The sequence below is a fragment of the Pseudomonas sp. NPDC089534 genome (assembly GCF_044749305.1).
GTDB classification, from domain to species: Bacteria; Pseudomonadota; Gammaproteobacteria; order Pseudomonadales; family Pseudomonadaceae; genus Aquipseudomonas; species Aquipseudomonas ekonensis.
Genome location: NZ_JBIVHR010000044.1, coordinates 1 through 15,561 on the forward strand (window position 1 = coordinate 1; position 15,561 = coordinate 15,561).

Here is a 15,561-nt window from a genome sequence, read left to right on the forward strand (position 1 = left end):
GAAACTGACCCTGGGCGGCAGCGTGTACGCCTACCAGAACGACGAAGACAGCCGCTGCACCGGCACCTCCACCCCGTGCGCCCTGTCGGTCAACGGCAACTCGGCCAACAACCAGTTCCGCCTGTACGAAGGCTTCAGCCAGATCGACATCGGCGGCCTGCCGATGCCGCTGTCGTTCTACGGCCAGTACGTGAAGAACAACGATGCGGTGACCGATGCGGACACCGCATGGCTGGTGGGCGCCAAGTCGAAGGTCTTCGGCCTGAACCTGGACTACAACTACCGCGACGTGCAGCGCGACGCCGTGGTCGGCGCCTTCACCGACTCGGACTTCGCCAACGGCACCACCGGCTCCCGCGGCCACAAGTTCAAGGTCGGTTACGACATCGACAAGAACTTCGCCATCGGCGCCACGTACTTCCTGACCAAGGCCGACTTCTCCAGCCGCACCCAGCGCGACGCAGACACCAACACCCTGCAGCTGGACGCGGAAGCGAAGTTCTAAAGAAGCAGCGACAAGCCTTGAGCCACAAGCTGCAAGTTGAATGCCTCGACTTGCAGCCGAAGCCTGCGGCCTGGAACTTGCGACTCAAGCCCGGTGCGGGTGGGACGATCCCCATCATCCGTTCGTGTCATCCGCACTGTGCTGTCCCCATGCCTGTGGCGAGGGAGCTTGCTCCCGCTGGATTGCGCAGCAATCCCCTTCTTTACATAAAGCGGGGGCCGCTTCGCGCCCCAGCGGGAGCAAGCTCCCTCGCCACAGATCAATTCCGCCCGTCAGGGCAGATCCTTGCGGCGTTGCTCGGCCAGGCGCTCGGCCAGCGCATCGACACCCTCCTCAGGCTTGGGCGGCATCGCCCGCAGCGTCGCCTGCATCAGGCGCATCTGACGGATGAACCGCCGGCAATTGCGGCAGAACATCAGGTGATGACGCACCATCAGCTTCTCGCGAAAGCTCAGCCGGCCATCGAGATAATCGCTGGATCGCGCCACTTGCTCCTTGCAGGTCAACATTCGCCGGTCTCCTCGAAATGCTCCACGGTCGCAAAGACCTTCAGGCGTGCCCGATGCAGCAGCACACGGACATTGGAGAGCGAGATGTCCAGAAGGTTACAGATCTCCTCCAGCTCCAGGCCCTGACGCTCGCGCAGCGTCAACACGCTGCCCTGCAGCTCCGAGAGGCTGAGCAGGGTGTGCTCCAGGCAGTCGCGCAGCTCGCTTTCGGTCAGCAGCGCCTCGGGGGTGTCATGGTGCCAGGCGAACGGCGCCACAAGCCAATGGCCATCGCCGGCGGAAAAGCGGTCGTCATCGAGGGTGCCGTGCGGCGACGGCAGGTCGTCCAGCAGCACCTCGCGGCGGTTGCGCTTGTAGCGGCTCTTGGCCGAATTGGCGGTGATGGTCAGCAGCCAGGTCTTGAGGCTGGAGCGGCCTTCGAAACTGCCGAGGTGGCGCACCACCGACAGCCAGGCGTCCTGCACCACTTCCTCGACATGGCGCTGGCCGACGATGGCATAGGCCACGGCGCGCATGGCGCTCTGGTAGGTGTTCACCAACTCCTTGAACGCCTGCTGCTCGCCGGCCAGCAGGCGCTGGAGCAATTGGGTGTCATCCGTTGCGGCCATCGGTTCCTCACGGGCAAAAAAAGATCGCAGCCGGCGCCCGTACCTTGCGGTACGGGCGCCGGCTGCGATCTTTTAGCACGAACTCAGCGCTTGCGCAGGATCACGCTGCCGATCGAGTAGCCGGCGCCGAACGAGCTGAGCACCGCCAGCGAACCGCTGGCCAGGTCGTCCTGGTGCTTGTGGAACGCGATCACGGAACCGGCGGAGCTGGTGTTGGCGTAGGTGTCGAGGATCACCGGCGCCTCTTCTTCGGTGGCTTCGCGGCCCAGCAGCTTGCGCACGATCAGGTGGTTCATGCTCAGGTTGGCCTGGTGCAGCCAGAAGCGCTTCACGTCGCCGACGTTGAGCTTGTTCTCCTCCAGGTGCTCGCCGATCAGCTCGGCCACCATCGGGCAGACGTCCTTGAACACCTTGCGGCCTTCCTGCACGAACAGCTTGTCGCGGGCGCCGACGCCCTCTTCCGCCGCGCGGTTGAGGAAGCCGAAGTTGTTGCGGATGTTGTTGGAGAACTTGGTCAGCAGCTTGGTGCTGACCACGTCGAACTGGTGCTTGGAGGTCGCGAGGTCGGCGCGCTCGATGACCACGGCGGTGGCGGCGTCGCCGAAGATGAAGTGACTGTCGCGGTCACGGAAGTTCAGGTGGCCGGTGCAGACCTCCGGGTTGACCATCAGGATCGCCCGGGCCTGGCCCAGCTGCACGCTGTTCGCGGCGGCCTGGATGCCGAAGGTGGCGGAGGAGCAGGCCACGTTCATGTCGAAGCCGAAGCCCTGGATGCCCAGCGCTTCCTGGACTTCGATGGCGATGGCCGGATAGGCGCGCTGCAGGTTGGAGCAGGCGACGATCACGCCGTCGATGTCGGCGGCGGTCTTGCCGGCGCGCTGCAGGGCCTGTTCGGCGGCGGCGGTGGCCATCTGGCAGAGCACCGACCATTCGTCGTTGGAGCGCTCCGGCAGGCGCGGCGTCATGCGCGCAGGGTCGAGGATGCCCTCCTTGTCCATGACAAAGCGGCTCTTGATGCCGGAAGCTTTCTCGATGAACGCGGCGCTGGATTCGGTCAGGGCCTGGATCTCGCCGCGGGCGATGGCATCGGCGTTGTCGGCGTTGAACTGCGCAACGTAGGTGTTGAACGAGTTCACCAGTTCTTCGTTGGAGATGCTGTTGGCCGGGGTGTACAGGCCGGTGCCGCTGATGACGACGTTATGCATGGTCGTTTCTCTGATCTGTTCAGGCAGAAAGTGCTGGCACCGACGTGCCAACACGCAAAGGGTCGATTCCCGTCCGGTAGACGCAAAAACCGGGTGACGCTTTATTGCGCAGCGCATCCTGCGCCGGAGGCTCTAGGCCGTGAAACCGGCGTTTATGGTCGCGAAGTGTGCCATAAACCCAAGGTTTTGGCCTCTGTCCCACGCACAACAGACGATTGACTGTGGGAGCGAGCCTGCCCGCGACGAGGGACTGTCAGACAATCGATCAATCCGTTGCCTGATGCTCCGCCATCGCGAGCGGGCCCGCGCCTGCAGGGCAAGCCGTGTACCCGAAGGCTAGGCCTCGACCTGCGTCCACTGTTTGTTCAGGCGCTTGTCGGAGACCGGCACCTTCGTCCCCAACTGCTGGGCGAACAGCGAAACCCGGTATTCCTCCAGCCACCAGCGGTACAGCTCCAGTTGCGGATCGCGCTTGCCTTCCTGGGCGTGCTTGGCGGCGCGGGTCTGGTACTGCGTCCAGAGTCCGGCCAGCTCGCCGCTCCACACCCGGTCCTTCTGCACCTGGGCGCCGAGCTTCTCGAACCGCTGCTCGACCGCCTTGAGGTAGCGCGGCAGTTCCTTGAGCCACAGCATCGGCGTTTCCCGCACAAAGCCCGGATACACCAACTGGCTGAGCTGCTGCTTGATGTCGTTCAGCGCCACGGCCTGGGCCAGGTCGATCTTGCCCTTGAAGCGCTTTTGCAGGCCGTGCCAGAGCTTGAGGATCTCCAGCACCAGGCGCGCCACCCGTTCGGCATGCTCGGTCCAGGCGCCGCGCTTGCGCTCGGCCAGCGCCGCCAGACCGGCGCCGTCCCGGGGCAGCGGGTCTTCGCCGTCGAGGATGCAGCTGTCGAGGCTGGCCAGCAGGATGTCCTCGACCAGCGCCTCCACCCGCCCCAGTTCGCGGTACAGCAGGCCCAGCTCGGTCAGCCCCGGCAGCTTGCCGCGCAGGAACTTGGCCGGCTCGGCCAACTGTTGCAGCAACAGCCGCTGCAACGCGCGGCGGTGCTGGAACTCGGCTTCGGCCGGCGTCGAGAAGCGCCCTTCCTTGACCGTGCCGCCCTCTTCCACCAGCGCCGGGTATACCGTCATCGACAACCCGGCGATCTTCTGCTGGGTCTTTTCCGCCACCGGCGCAAAGACCTTGGCCTCCACCGGCTGCTGGGCCTTGGCGCTCTGCGGCACGGCAAGCGCCGCCTGGCTGGCTTCGGCGAAACGCGCGGTGAGCTCGGCCAGGTCACGCCCTTCGCCGAGGAACTTGCCCTGGCCGTCGACGATTTCCAGGTTCATCCGCAGATGCCCTTCGACCTGCTGCTCGGCTTCGGCCCAGGCTTCGTCGCTGACCCGCGCACCCGTCATGCGCAACAGTTCGCGGCCCAGGGCCTGGGGCAACGAGCCCTCGGCGAACGTCATGCGCTGCAACGCGGCCCTGACGAAGTCCGGCACCGGCACGAAGTTCTTGCGCAGGGCCTTGGGCAGGTTGCGCACCAGCGCAATGCACTTGGCTTCGATCAGGCCCGGCACCAGCCATTCCAGGCGCTCCGGCGGCAGCATCGGCAACAGCGGCGCCGGCACCCGCAGGGTCACGCCGTCGCGGGGGTGGTTAGGCTCGAAGTGATAACTGAGCGCCAGCTCCAGGTCGCCGATGTGCAGGGTGTCGGGGTAGTCCCGCGCGGTGACTTCGCTGGCTTCGCGGGCCAGCACGTCCTCTTCGCGCATGATCAGCAGTTGCGGATCCTTCTGGCTGTTGACCCGGTACCAGCTGTCGAACGTGGCGGTCTGGTGAATCTCCGCCGGCAGCCGTGCGTCGTAGAAGGCGTAGAGGGTCTCTTCGTCGGCCAGGATGTCGCGGCGCCGGGCCTTGGCCTCCAGTTCGTCGAGCTGCTCCAGCAGTTGCTTGTTCGCCGTCAGGCACTTGGCGCGGGACTGGATCTCCCCGCGCACCAGCCCTTCGCGGATGAACAGCTCCCGCGAGACCACCGGATCCACCGGGCCGTAATGCACCGGGCGGCGGCCGACCACGATCAGGCCGAACAGGGTGATCTGCTCGAACGCGATCACCTGCCCGCGCTTCTTCTCCCAATGCGGTTCGAAGTGGTTCTTCTTGATCAGGTGCCCGGCCAGCGGCTCGATCCAGTCGGCGTCGATCTTGGCCACCATCCGCGCGTAGAGCTTGGTGGTTTCCACCAGTTCGGCGGCCATCACCCACTGCGGGCGCTTCTTGCCGATTCCGGACGACGGGTGGATCCAGAAGCGCCGCTGGCGGGCGCCGAGGTAATCGCCCTCCTCGGTCTTCTGGCCGATCTGGCTGAGCAGCCCCACCAGCACCGCCTTGTGGAACTTCGCGAAGTCCGCCGGCTCCTTGTTCAGGCTCAGCTGAAGGTCGCGGCAGATCAGGCTCAGTTGCCGATGGGCGTCGCGCCATTCGCGCAGGCGCAGGTAATTGAGGAAGTTCTTGCGGCACCAGTTGCGCAGCGGGCTTGCGGTCAGCGCCTGGCGCTGCTCCTCGAAGCCGCGCCACAGGTTGACCAGCGCGGCGAAGTCCGAATCGGCGTCCTTCCACTGCGCGTGGGCCTGGTCGGCGGCCTGTTGGCGCTCCGGCGGACGCTCGCGCGGGTCCTGCACCGACATGGCGCTGGCCACGATCAGCACTTCCTGAAGGCTGCCCAGGCGCGCCGCTTCCAGCAGCATGCGGCCCATGCGCGGATCCACCGGCAGGCGCGCCAGCTGGCGGCCGATCGGGGTCAGCTGATTGTTGCGGTCCACCGCCGACAGCTCTTGCAGCAGGTTGAAGCCGTCGCTGATCGCCTTGCCGTCCGGCGGCTCGATGAACGGGAACGCGGTGATGTCGCCGAGGCGCAGATGGAGCATCTGCAGAATCACCGCCGCCAGGTTGGTGCGCAGGATCTCGGGGTCGGTGAATTCGGGCCGGCCTAGGAAATCCTCTTCGCTGTACAGGCGCACGCAAATGCCCGGCTCGACCCGTCCGCAACGGCCCTTGCGCTGGTTGGCGCTGGCCTGGGAGACCGCCTCGATAGGCAGGCGCTGCACTTTGGCGCGGTAGCTGTAGCGGCTGATGCGGGCGGTGCCGCTGTCGATCACGTAACGGATGCCCGGCACGGTCAGCGAGGTTTCGGCGACGTTGGTCGCCAGCACCACGCGCCGGCCCGGGTGGGACTGGAAGATCCGCTGCTGCTCGGCCGGCGACAGGCGCGCGTACAGCGGCAGGATTTCGGTGTGCTTGAGCTGGGCCTTGCGCAGCATGTCGGCGGCGTCGCGGATCTCCCGCTCGCCCGGCAGGAACACCAGCACGTCGCCGGGGCTGCGGCGCTCGCTGCGCTCGTAGGCGGCGATTTCGTCGAGGGTGGCGAGGATCGCCTGATCCACGGTCAGGTCGTCCTCGACCCGGTTGCCCTCTTCGTCCTGCTCCAGGGTCAGCGGGCGGTACCAGGTCTCCACCGGGAAGGTGCGGCCGGAGACTTCCACGATCGGCGCATCGTCGAAGTGTTTGGAGAAACGCTCCAGGTCGATGGTCGCCGAGGTGATGATGACCTTCAGGTCCGGACGGCGCGGCAGCAGGGTCTTCAGGTAGCCGAGCAGGAAATCGATGTTGAGGCTGCGTTCGTGGGCCTCGTCGACGATGATCGTGTCGTAGCGTTCCAGGTAGCGGTCGTTCTGGGTCTCCGCCAGCAGGATGCCGTCGGTCATCAGTTTGATCAGGGTGCTGGAATCGCTCTGGTCCTCGAACCGCACCTGATAGCCGACCAGCGCGCCCAGCGGCGTGCCGAGCTCTTCGGCGACCCGGCTGGCGACGCTGCGCGCGGCGATCCGGCGGGGCTGGGTGTGGCCGATGAGGCCGTGCCGGCCGCGGCCGATCTCCAGGCAGATCTTCGGCAACTGGGTGGTTTTGCCCGAGCCGGTCTCGCCGGCGATGATCAGCACCTGATGCTGTTCCAGCGCCTTCTTGATCTCGTCACGCTTGGCGGCGATGGGCAGGCTGTCGTCGTAGCGGATCGCCGGCACGCTGGCCTTGCGCGCCAGCACCTGGTCGCAGGACGCCTGCATGCGCGCGACCCACTGGGCCAGCTTGGCCTCGTCGGGTTTCTTGCGCTGCTCAAGCAACTGCCGGCGCAACCGGTGGCGGTCGGCGAGCATGGCGTGGTCGAGGTTCTTCAGCAGTTTGTCGATGGAGGGCGATTCGTCGGTCATCGGGTACGCAATTCGGTGGTCTGGTGGCGCAAGGGGGCGATTGTCGCAGAAAAGCAGCGGCAAGCGGCAAGCTGTGAGCCGCAAGATGAACGCGACCTTCGGCTTGCAGCTTGAAGCTTACCGCTTGCAGCTTGTGACTTGCCGCTTACGGCTGCCTTATTCGTTATCCAGCCCCTTGCGCCGGTACGGGAACACATCGATCACCTTCCCCGCCCGGATCGCCTCCTGCAGACCCTTCCAGTAGTCGGCGTTGTACAGCTCGCCGTGCAACTGGTCGAACAGCTTGCGCTGGCCGGCGTCGGCGAACAGGAACGGCGGGAATTCCTCCGGGAACACGTCCAGCGGCCCGATCGAATACCACGGCTCGGAGGCCATTTCGTCCTCCGGGGTGCGCGGCGGCGGGATGTGGCGGAAGTTGGCCTCGGTGAGGAAGCAGATCTCGTCGTAGTCGTAGAACACCACCCGGCCATGGCGGGTGACGCCGAAGTTCTTGAGCAGCATGTCGCCGGGGAAGATGTTGGCCGCCGCCAGTTGCTTGATCGCCAGGCCGTAGTCCTCCAGTGCCTCGCGCACCTGGGCTTCGTTGGCGTTGTCCAGGTAGAGGTTGAGCGGGGTCATCCGGCGCTCGGTCCAGCAGTGGCGGATCAGCACGGTCTCGCCTTCGAGCGACACAGTCGAAGGCGCGACCTCCAGCAGTTCCTCAAGGCACGCCGGGTCGAACTTGCTCACGGGGAACCGGAAATCGGCGAACTCCTGGGTGTCGGCCATGCGCCCTACGCGGTCGACGCTTTTCACCAGCCGGTACTTTTCGATCACCGTGGCGCGGTCGACGTTCTTCGACGGCGAGAAACGGTCCTTGATGATCTTGAACACCGTGTTGAAGCCCGGCAGGGTGAACACGCTCATGACCATGCCGCGCACGCCCGGCGCCATGATGAAACGGTCGTCGGTGTTGGCCAGGTGGTTGATCAGCGCGCGGTAGAACTCCGACTTGCCGTGCTTGTAGAAACCGATGGAGGTGTACAGCTCGGCGATGTGCTTGCCCGGCAGGATGCGCCGCAGAAAGCCGATGAATTCCGCCGGCACCGCCACGTCCACCATGAAGTACGAACGGGTGAAGGAGAAGATGATCGACACCTCCGCCTCATCGGTGATCAGCGCGTCGATCTGGATCCCGCGCCCTTCGCGGTGCAGCAACGGAATCACCAGCGGCCACTGGTCGTCGTTGGTGTAGAGGCGCCCCACCAGGTACGCGCCCTTGTTGCGGTACAGCACCGAGGAGAACAGCTCGACGCTCAGCTCCGGATCCTTGCACACCCAGTCCGGCAGGTTTTCCCGCAGTTGCGCTTCGAGGCGCTGCAGATCCCGCGGCAGGTCGGCGTAGTCTTCGCTGAAGCGGTAGTCGGCGAAGATGCTGGCGAGCATCCCCGACAGTTGCCCTTCGGGGCGATAGATGCGCGTCTGCGCGGCCCGGGCGCGGCGCAGGCTCGGCCGGGTGGTGTGGATGAACATGCAGCCGTCGCTGATCAGGTCGTGGCTGAACAGCCCGCAGAAGATCGAGTTGTACCAGGTCTCGGACAGCTCATCGTCGAAGCGCAGGTCGATGATGCCGATGTAGGCGCTCTTGACCAGCGGCCAGCAACTGACGTCCATCAGCACCGGCGCCTCGAAGTGCTCGCGCAGGCGCGCCACGGTCTCGCCGACCTTCTCCTCGTACAGGTTGATCCGCGCCGCCGAGGCGGTCTGCGTCTCCTGCCAGCGCGCCTGCTCGAAGCGCTCCCGCGCACCGTCGGTGATCCGACGGAAATGCTCGCGGTAATCGTCGAAGCCATCGAGGATCATGCGGGCGATATCGGTGGCTGGCCATTGCTGCGGCATAGATGAGACCTCTGCGGGAATTGGGGATCTGTGCTCGAAAGCCTGAGCTTAGCCACGGAAGCCTGCGCAGGAGAAGCGCAATTTCGGCCAAATCCGCCGCCGGGTTGTACAGCGACACAGTTTTTATCAAAGTTTTTTTAATCGACCGTTCGGTCAAATTAAAGCGCTGCGCCGCCACCGCCTGCCCTGAATCGATTCATCGCCAGCCCGCGGATTCCCTGGGTTTCGGATCCAATCTATCGCCGAGCGCTCTGGGACAAGCCTTTGTCGCGTGTTTCCCCTGGCCGCCCTCTTGGCCTGGACTCCTGCGGAACGGCCCTTACCAAGATAGTGGCACTTTGATATACAGCCATCGCCTTGCCTGCCCCACAACAAGATCCTCGGTCACGGGGACGCCCCCCCCTCATTCGCCCAAGGAGCACATTGATGTCTATCCGGAATCTGCGCATAGGTTTGCGCGCCAGCCTGAGTTTCGCCGTGTTGGCCAGCCTGCTGGCAGTGGTCGGCCTGTTCGGCCTGGGCCAGATGAAAACCCTGCGCGCCAGCGCCGTGGTGATTGAAGAATCGTGGATGCCGAGCATCGAGAGCATTCACGACAGCGCGGCGAACATCGCCAGCATCCGCCTCGAATCCCTGCGCCTGATCGCCACCGCCCAACCCGCCATCCGCGAAAGGAGCAAAGCCATCCTCAAGGCCCAGCGCCAGGAGCTGCTCAAGCGCCTGGACGATCACCAGGCGCTGGTGGCCAATCCGCAGGAGCGCGCGATGCTCGATGAGCTCAAGGGCGCCGTCGGCAAGTACCTGAGCATCCTCGACCAGATCGTCGTGCAGATCGATGCAGGCCAGGGCGAACAGGCCAATGCGCGGTTGAACAATGAGCTGGCGCCCCAGGGCGCGGTGCTCGACCGGCTGCTCGAAGCCATGATCGGCCTCAACCAGCAAGGCGCTGACGCGGCCTCCGACGAAGCGGATGCGTTGTACCAACGGGCGCTGTGGATCGTCGGGACGATCATGGGCATCGCGCTGATCGTCACGCTGTCGCTGGCCTGGCTGCTGACCCGCAGCATCACCGCGCCGATCGGTCAGGCCCTGGACGTGGCCCGGCGGATTGCCGCCGGCGACCTCAGCGGCCGGATCGACAGCGCCGGCAAGGACGAGGCGACCCAACTGCTCGACGCCCTGGCCGGCATGCAGGACAACCTGCGCTCGACCATCCGCGGCATCGGCGAATCGGCGCAGCAACTGGCCTCCGCCGCCGAGGAAATGAGTTCGGTGATGGAGCAAAGCACCCGGGGCCTGCAACAGCAGAACGATCAGATCGAACAGGCCGCCACCGCCGTCACCGAGATGAGCACGGCGGTGGACGAAGTGGCCGCCAACGCGGTGTCCAGCGCCGAGGCGTCCGAAGCCTCGAACGAAGACAGCAAGCACGGACACGTGCAGGTCAGCGAAACCGTCCGCTCGATCCAGGCGCTGGTCACTGCCGTGCTCGGCGCCTCCGGGCAGGCCGAGGGCCTCGCGGCCCAGGCCCAGGACATCAGCAAAGTGCTGGAGGTGATTCGCGGCATCGCCGGGCAGACCAACCTGCTGGCCCTCAACGCCGCCATCGAAGCGGCACGGGCCGGCGAGGCCGGGCGCGGGTTCGCGGTGGTCGCCGATGAGGTCCGTTCGCTGGCGCAGCGCACCCAGAACTCCACCGAAGAGATCGAGCTGATGATCAGCAGCATCCAGCAAGGCACCGACGCCACCGTCAGCGCCTTGCAAAGCAGCGCCGAACAGGCCGGCCAGACCCTGCGCCGGGCCAACAGCGCAGGCCAGGCGCTGGAGAAGATCACCGCCTCGATCTCGCAGATCAACCAGCGCAACCTGGTGATCGCCAGCGCCGCCGAACAGCAGGCCCTGGTGGCCCGCGAGGTCGACCAGAACCTGGTGACCATCCGCGACCTCTCGACCCAGACCGCCGCCGGCGCCACCCAGACCTCCGCCGCCAGCCAGGAGCTGTCGCGCCTGGCGGTGGATCTCAACGGCCTGGTCACGCGCTTCGTGCTCTGACCGGGAATTAAATGCCCGAACAGCGGTTGCCATCGCCGGGGCCGTCGGCAACACTCTCGTCCCTTTTGCAGGAGGAGGTGCGCCGTGAGCCCCGTCGATATTTTCCGGTTACTGTCGCTGGCGGCCATCTGGGGCGCCAGTTTTCTGTTCATGCGCATCATCGCGCCGGTGATCGGCACGATTCCCACGGCGTTCTTCCGGGTTTCGATCGCCGCCGTCGGGCTGCTGGTGATCCTCGGCCTGATGCGCATCAGTTGGGATTTCAAGGGCAAGCTGAAGACGGTGATGCTGCTGGGCCTGATCAACTCCGGGATCCCGGCCACGCTGTACTCGGTGGCCGCCCAGGTGCTGCCGGCCGGGTACTCGGCGATCTTCAACGCCACCACGCCGCTGATGGGCGTGCTGATCGGCGGGCTGTTCTTCAGCGAAAAACTCACGGCGGCCAAGCTCGGCGGCGTGTTTCTCGGCCTGTTCGGCGTCGGCGTGCTCACCCGCGCGGGCCCGGTGGCGTTCGACCTGCCGCTGCTGATGGGCGCCCTCGCCTGCCTGCTGGCCACCACCTGCTACGGCTTTGCCGGGTTCCTGGCGCGGCGCTGGCTGGATCAGGCCGGCGGGCTCGACAGCCGCCTGTCGGCGCTGGGCAGCATGCTCGGCGCCACCCTGTTCCTGCTGCCGCTGTTCGGCTACAGCGCCCTCACCCAGCCGCCGGCGAGCTGGGGCGGGTGGAACGTCTGGCTGTCGCTGCTGGGCCTGGGCCTGGCGTGCACCGCCTTCGCCTACATCCTCTATTTCCGCCTGCTGAGTTCGATCGGCCCGGTCAAATCGATGACCGTGACCTTCATGATTCCGCCGTTCGGCGTGCTGTGGGGGGCGTTGTTCCTGGATGAGCCGCTGTCGATGGCGCACGTGTATGGCGGGGTGTTGATTGCGGTGGCGTTGTGGCTGGTGCTGAAGCCGGCGGCGGTGAAACCTGCCGAAGCGCCGGCACGCTAGACCGGCAGAGGCACCGAATCAGTCATCGCCGGCAGGCCGGCTCCCACAGAGATCGCAAGAACACTGTGGGAACCTGCCTGCGAGCGACGACCGTCATCAGGCCTTACGGAACACGAACGCCAGGCCGACGATGATCAGCGCCATCCCCAGCACGCTCAGCATCGCCAAACGGTTGCCGAAGATCAGATAGTCCATCACCGCCGTCACCGCCGGCACCAGGTAGAACAGACTGGTGACGTTCACCAGATTGCCCCGGGCGATCAGCCGGTACAGCAACAGCGTCGCCAGCACCGACACCACCAGCCCCATCCACAGCACCGGCACGACGAACCCGGCCGTGCGCTCGAAGTGGAACGGCTGGAACGGCACGAAGATCCCGCACAGCAGCAACCCGGCCAGGTACTGCACCGGCAGCGTGCCGAGCGGGTTGTCGGTGATGCGCTTCTGCATGATCGAGCCGAACGTCATGCTCGCCAGCGCCAGCAGGCCGAACAGCATGCCGGCCCACGACAGGCCGGCCAGGCCGATGCCCTGATAGACCACCATGACCAGCCCCGCGAGCCCCAGCGCCAGACCGAACAGCCGTGAGGCCGAGCGCTGCCGCTCCATGATCACCACCGTCAGGATCGGCTGCACCCCCATGATCGTCGCCATTACTCCCGGCGTGACTTTGCAGTCCAGGGCCAGCAGATAGAAGATCTGGTAAGCCCCCAGCAACACCACGCCGGTGGCCATCGCATACCGCATCGGCTTGCCGCCCTTGGGCAGCCTCAGTTTGAGCAACGGCACCAGCAACGCCAGCCCGCACAGGGCGATCACAAAACGCAGCAGGAGAAAGGCAAAGGGCGACGCGTGGGCCAGGCCCCATTTGGAGAAGATCGCCCCGCTGCTCCACAGCAGGACGAACAGGCTCGTGGACGCCGCCGCGAGCGCGGATTTTTTCGAAAGGACAAACATGCATGCCACCTGTAGTCAGGCAAATAGCCAACTCAGCCGAAGCTGAAATTCAGTAGGTTTTTCCGGGCGGGCACGGGAGACGGCAGAAAACGCCGATCAGCCCGAAACCACGACGCCCGGTGGCGGTGCGACTGCGCGCACCGGCGTGCCACTGACAGGTGGTGGAGGGTAATGACTGATCTGCACAGGCTGCCGGTTCCCGCACGGCACGACGCCAGCGTTGACCGCCGGATCGACTACCGCGTTGACAGGGGATGCAGGCATCTGGGCTGATCTTCTTTGCAGATTGAGAGGGTGAGCCGAAGGCTCACGGAGGCCGACTATAACCAGCCGGTGACACAGAATGCAACGATTGGGCGCGACGACCGAACGCCGCGCACGTCGCCCCGGATTCGCGGGCATGAAAAAGCCGCTCGTCGGGAGCGGCTTTTTCGTTTCCGGCCGGGTATCACCCAAACAGCCAATACCCCAGCAACGTCAGCACCACCACCGCCAGCACCGGCCGCATCACGCGGTAGGCCTTGGGGTTGCGGCGTTTCCATTGCTTGACCGCGCCGCTGAACGTGTCGCTGAAGCTCTTGCTCCAGGCGTAGGCCTGGTTGATCCCGCCGACGCGTTCGTCGTCCAGGTTCTGGGGAGCCGTGGCCCGGCCCAGCCAGGCGCTGATGAAGCGGTTGATGCGGGTCATCAGGCGGTTGCTCAGCGGACGTTCGATGTCGCAGAACAGGATGACGCGGGTCTTGTCGGTCTCGTTCTTGACCCAGTGCACGTAGGTCTCGTCGAACATCACGTCCTCACCGTCGCGCCAGGCGTAGACCTGGCCGTCGACGAAGATCCGGCAATCGTCGGAGTTGGGCGTCGACAGGCCGAGGTGGTAGCGCAGGGAGCCGGCGAACGGATCGCGGTGCGGGTTCAAGTGGCTGCCGCCCGGCAACAGCGCGAACATCGCGCCCTTGACGTTGGGGATCGCGCTCACCAGCGCCACGGTCTTGGGGCACAGGGCCTCGGCGGACGGCAGCGGCTTGTCGTACCACTTGAGGTAGAAACGCTTCCAGCCCTTCTTGAAGAACGAGCCGAAACCGGCGTCGTTGTTCTTTTCGGCGGCGCGGATGTAGCCCTCGTCGAACAGGTGCATGGCCTCGTCGCGGATGGTTTCCCAGTTGTCGCGAAGCACATCCAGCTCAGGGAACTTGCTGCGGTCCAGGTACGGCTTGGACGGCACGCCCGAGAACAGGTACATCAACGTGTTGTACGGGGCGAACAGCGCCGAGTGGTTGACGAACTGACGCAGCACCGGCAAACGCGCCTTGCCGCGCAAATGCACGTAGAGAATGCTGCCCACAAACAGCAACAGCACCGACACCTTGGCGGCCAACGGAAAGGTCATCAACAACTCCTTGAAAATAGACAACGCTGCGCAATGCCATCTGCCCGACATGGCAGCCGGCCATGATAAACACTACCGGCGCCGGGAAAAACCCGCCCAAGCCAAGATTCAGTGTTAAGGATTGCGCAACAAAGCACTTCTTAACATACGCGTCCTGAACCTTGGCTGACTTGAATCAACCTTGGCCTTACTGCTGGTTCTCCTGATCGGTGAACAGATCGCTGAACAGCATGCTCGACAGGTAACGCTCACCGGAGTCCGGCAGCACCACGACGAGGGTCTTGCCCTGCATCTCCGGGGTCTCGGCCAACCGCACCGCCACCGCCATCGCCGCGCCGCAGGAAATGCCGCACAGGATGCCCTCTTCCTGCATCAGCCGCAGGGCCATGGCCTTGGACTCGTCGTCGGTGACCTGCTCGACCCGGTCGACCATCGACAGGTCCAGGTTCTTGGGCACGAAACCGGCGCCGATGCCCTGGATCTTGTGCGGGCTGGGCTTGATCTCCTCGCCGGCCAGCGCCTGGGTGATGACCGGGGACGCCACCGGCTCCACCGCCACCGACAGGATCGGTTTGCCCTGGGTGTTCTTGATATACCGCGAGACACCGGTGATGGTTCCGCCGGTTCCCACCCCCGCCACCAGCACGTCGATGGCGCCGTCGGTGTCGTTCCAGATCTCCGGGCCGGTGGTCTTCTCGTGGATCGCCGGGTTGGCCGGGTTGTCGAACTGGGCCGGCATGAAGTACTTGCCCGTATCGCTGGCGGCAATCTCGTTGGCCTTCTCGATGGCGCCCTTCATGCCCTTGGCCGGCTCGGTGAGCACCAGCTCGGCGCCCAGCGCCTTGAGCACCTTGCGCCGCTCGATGCTCATCGAGGCCGGCATGGTCAGCATCAGCTTGTAGCCGCGGGCCGCCGCGACGAACGCCAGACCGATGCCGGTGTTGCCCGAGGTCGGCTCGATGATAGTCATGCCCGGCTTGAGCCGGCCGCTGCTTTCGGCGTCCCAGATCATGTTCGCGCCGATCCGGCACTTGACCGAGTAGCCCGGGTTGCGCCCTTCGATCTTGGCCAGGATGGTCACGCCGCGCGGGGCGATCCGGTTGATCTGCACCAGCGGCGTGTTGCCGATGGAGTGGGCGTTGTCAGCGAAAATGCGGCTCATGGCTGGGTCCTTAAGACAGCGTTGAATTCAGCTCTCCAAGGTAAGCCTGTTGCACCG

Annotated in this window: 11 protein-coding genes; 3 read left to right on the top strand and 8 right to left on the bottom strand. The window is 65.3% G+C overall.

Annotated features, from left to right (window positions below):
- Positions 1-505: putative porin (locus tag ACIP0B_RS15295; RefSeq protein WP_400833244.1), on the top strand; the 505-nt coding region annotated here is incomplete at its 5' end.
- 272 nt (positions 506-777) lie between these two features.
- On the opposite strand, the gene ACIP0B_RS15300 is transcribed toward ACIP0B_RS15295, so the two are convergent.
- From ACIP0B_RS15300 to aceK, 5 genes are all read right to left on the bottom strand, one after another.
- Entirely contained in the window at positions 778-1,014 is a 237-nt protein-coding gene (locus ACIP0B_RS15300; protein ID WP_400833247.1) for an anti-sigma factor family protein, read from the bottom strand.
- Positions 1,008-1,622 carry an RNA polymerase sigma factor gene (locus ACIP0B_RS15305; protein WP_400833249.1) on the bottom strand — a complete coding sequence of 205 codons (615 nt, stop codon included), beginning with the start codon at positions 1,620-1,622 and terminating at the stop codon, positions 1,008-1,010. Before ACIP0B_RS15305 ends, ACIP0B_RS15300 begins: the two co-directional genes overlap by 7 nt.
- Before the next feature lie 83 nt (positions 1,623-1,705).
- Positions 1,706-2,827: a beta-ketoacyl-ACP synthase III gene (locus tag ACIP0B_RS15310; protein WP_400833251.1), complete on the bottom strand. Its 1,122-nt coding sequence runs from the start codon at positions 2,825-2,827 to the stop codon at positions 1,706-1,708.
- Between the two features lie 336 nt (positions 2,828-3,163).
- Positions 3,164-7,075: an ATP-dependent RNA helicase HrpA gene (gene hrpA / locus ACIP0B_RS15315; protein ID WP_400833254.1), complete on the bottom strand. Its 3,912-nt coding sequence runs from the start codon at positions 7,073-7,075 to the stop codon at positions 3,164-3,166.
- A 156-nt stretch (positions 7,076-7,231) separates the two neighbouring features.
- Positions 7,232-8,953 carry a bifunctional isocitrate dehydrogenase kinase/phosphatase gene (aceK, locus tag ACIP0B_RS15320; RefSeq protein ID WP_400833256.1) on the bottom strand — a complete coding sequence of 574 codons (1,722 nt, stop codon included), beginning with the start codon at positions 8,951-8,953 and terminating at the stop codon, positions 7,232-7,234.
- A gap of 426 nt (positions 8,954-9,379) precedes the next feature.
- Here aceK and ACIP0B_RS15325 point away from each other — a divergent pair, with 426 nt between their 5' ends.
- Positions 9,380-11,005: a methyl-accepting chemotaxis protein gene (locus ACIP0B_RS15325; protein WP_400833259.1), complete on the top strand. Its 1,626-nt coding sequence runs from the start codon at positions 9,380-9,382 to the stop codon at positions 11,003-11,005.
- An 84-nt stretch (positions 11,006-11,089) separates the two neighbouring features.
- Positions 11,090-11,998 carry a DMT family transporter gene (locus ACIP0B_RS15330; protein ID WP_400833260.1) on the top strand — a complete coding sequence of 303 codons (909 nt, stop codon included), beginning with the start codon at positions 11,090-11,092 and terminating at the stop codon, positions 11,996-11,998.
- A gap of 96 nt (positions 11,999-12,094) precedes the next feature.
- On the opposite strand, the gene ACIP0B_RS15335 is transcribed toward ACIP0B_RS15330, so the two are convergent.
- The 3 genes from ACIP0B_RS15335 to cysK all read right to left on the bottom strand — a co-directional run bounded on the left by ACIP0B_RS15335 (position 12,095) and on the right by cysK (position 15,504).
- Positions 12,095-12,955 carry a DMT family transporter gene (locus ACIP0B_RS15335; protein WP_400833263.1) on the bottom strand — a complete coding sequence of 287 codons (861 nt, stop codon included), beginning with the start codon at positions 12,953-12,955 and terminating at the stop codon, positions 12,095-12,097.
- Positions 12,956-13,403: 448 nt separating this feature from the next.
- Positions 13,404-14,342 carry an aspartyl/asparaginyl beta-hydroxylase domain-containing protein gene (locus ACIP0B_RS15340; protein ID WP_400833265.1) on the bottom strand — a complete coding sequence of 313 codons (939 nt, stop codon included), beginning with the start codon at positions 14,340-14,342 and terminating at the stop codon, positions 13,404-13,406.
- Positions 14,343-14,529: 187 nt separating this feature from the next.
- Positions 14,530-15,504, bottom strand: a complete 975-nt coding sequence (cysK, locus tag ACIP0B_RS15345) for a cysteine synthase A (protein ID WP_400833268.1) — start codon at positions 15,502-15,504, stop codon at positions 14,530-14,532.
- Between the last annotated feature and the right edge of the window lie 57 nt (positions 15,505-15,561).

What these genes read in the sequence shown, in the direction of transcription:
- ACIP0B_RS15325 (WP_400833259.1), top strand. Translation starts at nt 9,380, where the DNA reads ATGTCTATCCGGAATCTGCGCATAGGTTTGCGCGCCAGCCTGAGTTTC.
- cysK (WP_400833268.1), bottom strand. Translation starts at nt 15,504, where the DNA reads ATGAGCCGCATTTTCGCTGACAACGCCCACTCCATCGGCAACACGCCG.
- ACIP0B_RS15305 (WP_400833249.1), bottom strand. Translation starts at nt 1,622, where the DNA reads ATGGCCGCAACGGATGACACCCAATTGCTCCAGCGCCTGCTGGCCGGC.
- ACIP0B_RS15340 (WP_400833265.1), bottom strand. Translation starts at nt 14,342, where the DNA reads ATGACCTTTCCGTTGGCCGCCAAGGTGTCGGTGCTGTTGCTGTTTGTG.
- ACIP0B_RS15310 (WP_400833251.1), bottom strand. Translation starts at nt 2,827, where the DNA reads ATGCATAACGTCGTCATCAGCGGCACCGGCCTGTACACCCCGGCCAAC.
- hrpA (WP_400833254.1), bottom strand. Translation starts at nt 7,075, where the DNA reads ATGACCGACGAATCGCCCTCCATCGACAAACTGCTGAAGAACCTCGAC.
- aceK (WP_400833256.1), bottom strand. Translation starts at nt 8,953, where the DNA reads ATGCCGCAGCAATGGCCAGCCACCGATATCGCCCGCATGATCCTCGAT.
- ACIP0B_RS15300 (WP_400833247.1), bottom strand. Translation starts at nt 1,014, where the DNA reads ATGTTGACCTGCAAGGAGCAAGTGGCGCGATCCAGCGATTATCTCGAT.
- ACIP0B_RS15335 (WP_400833263.1), bottom strand. Translation starts at nt 12,955, where the DNA reads ATGTTTGTCCTTTCGAAAAAATCCGCGCTCGCGGCGGCGTCCACGAGC.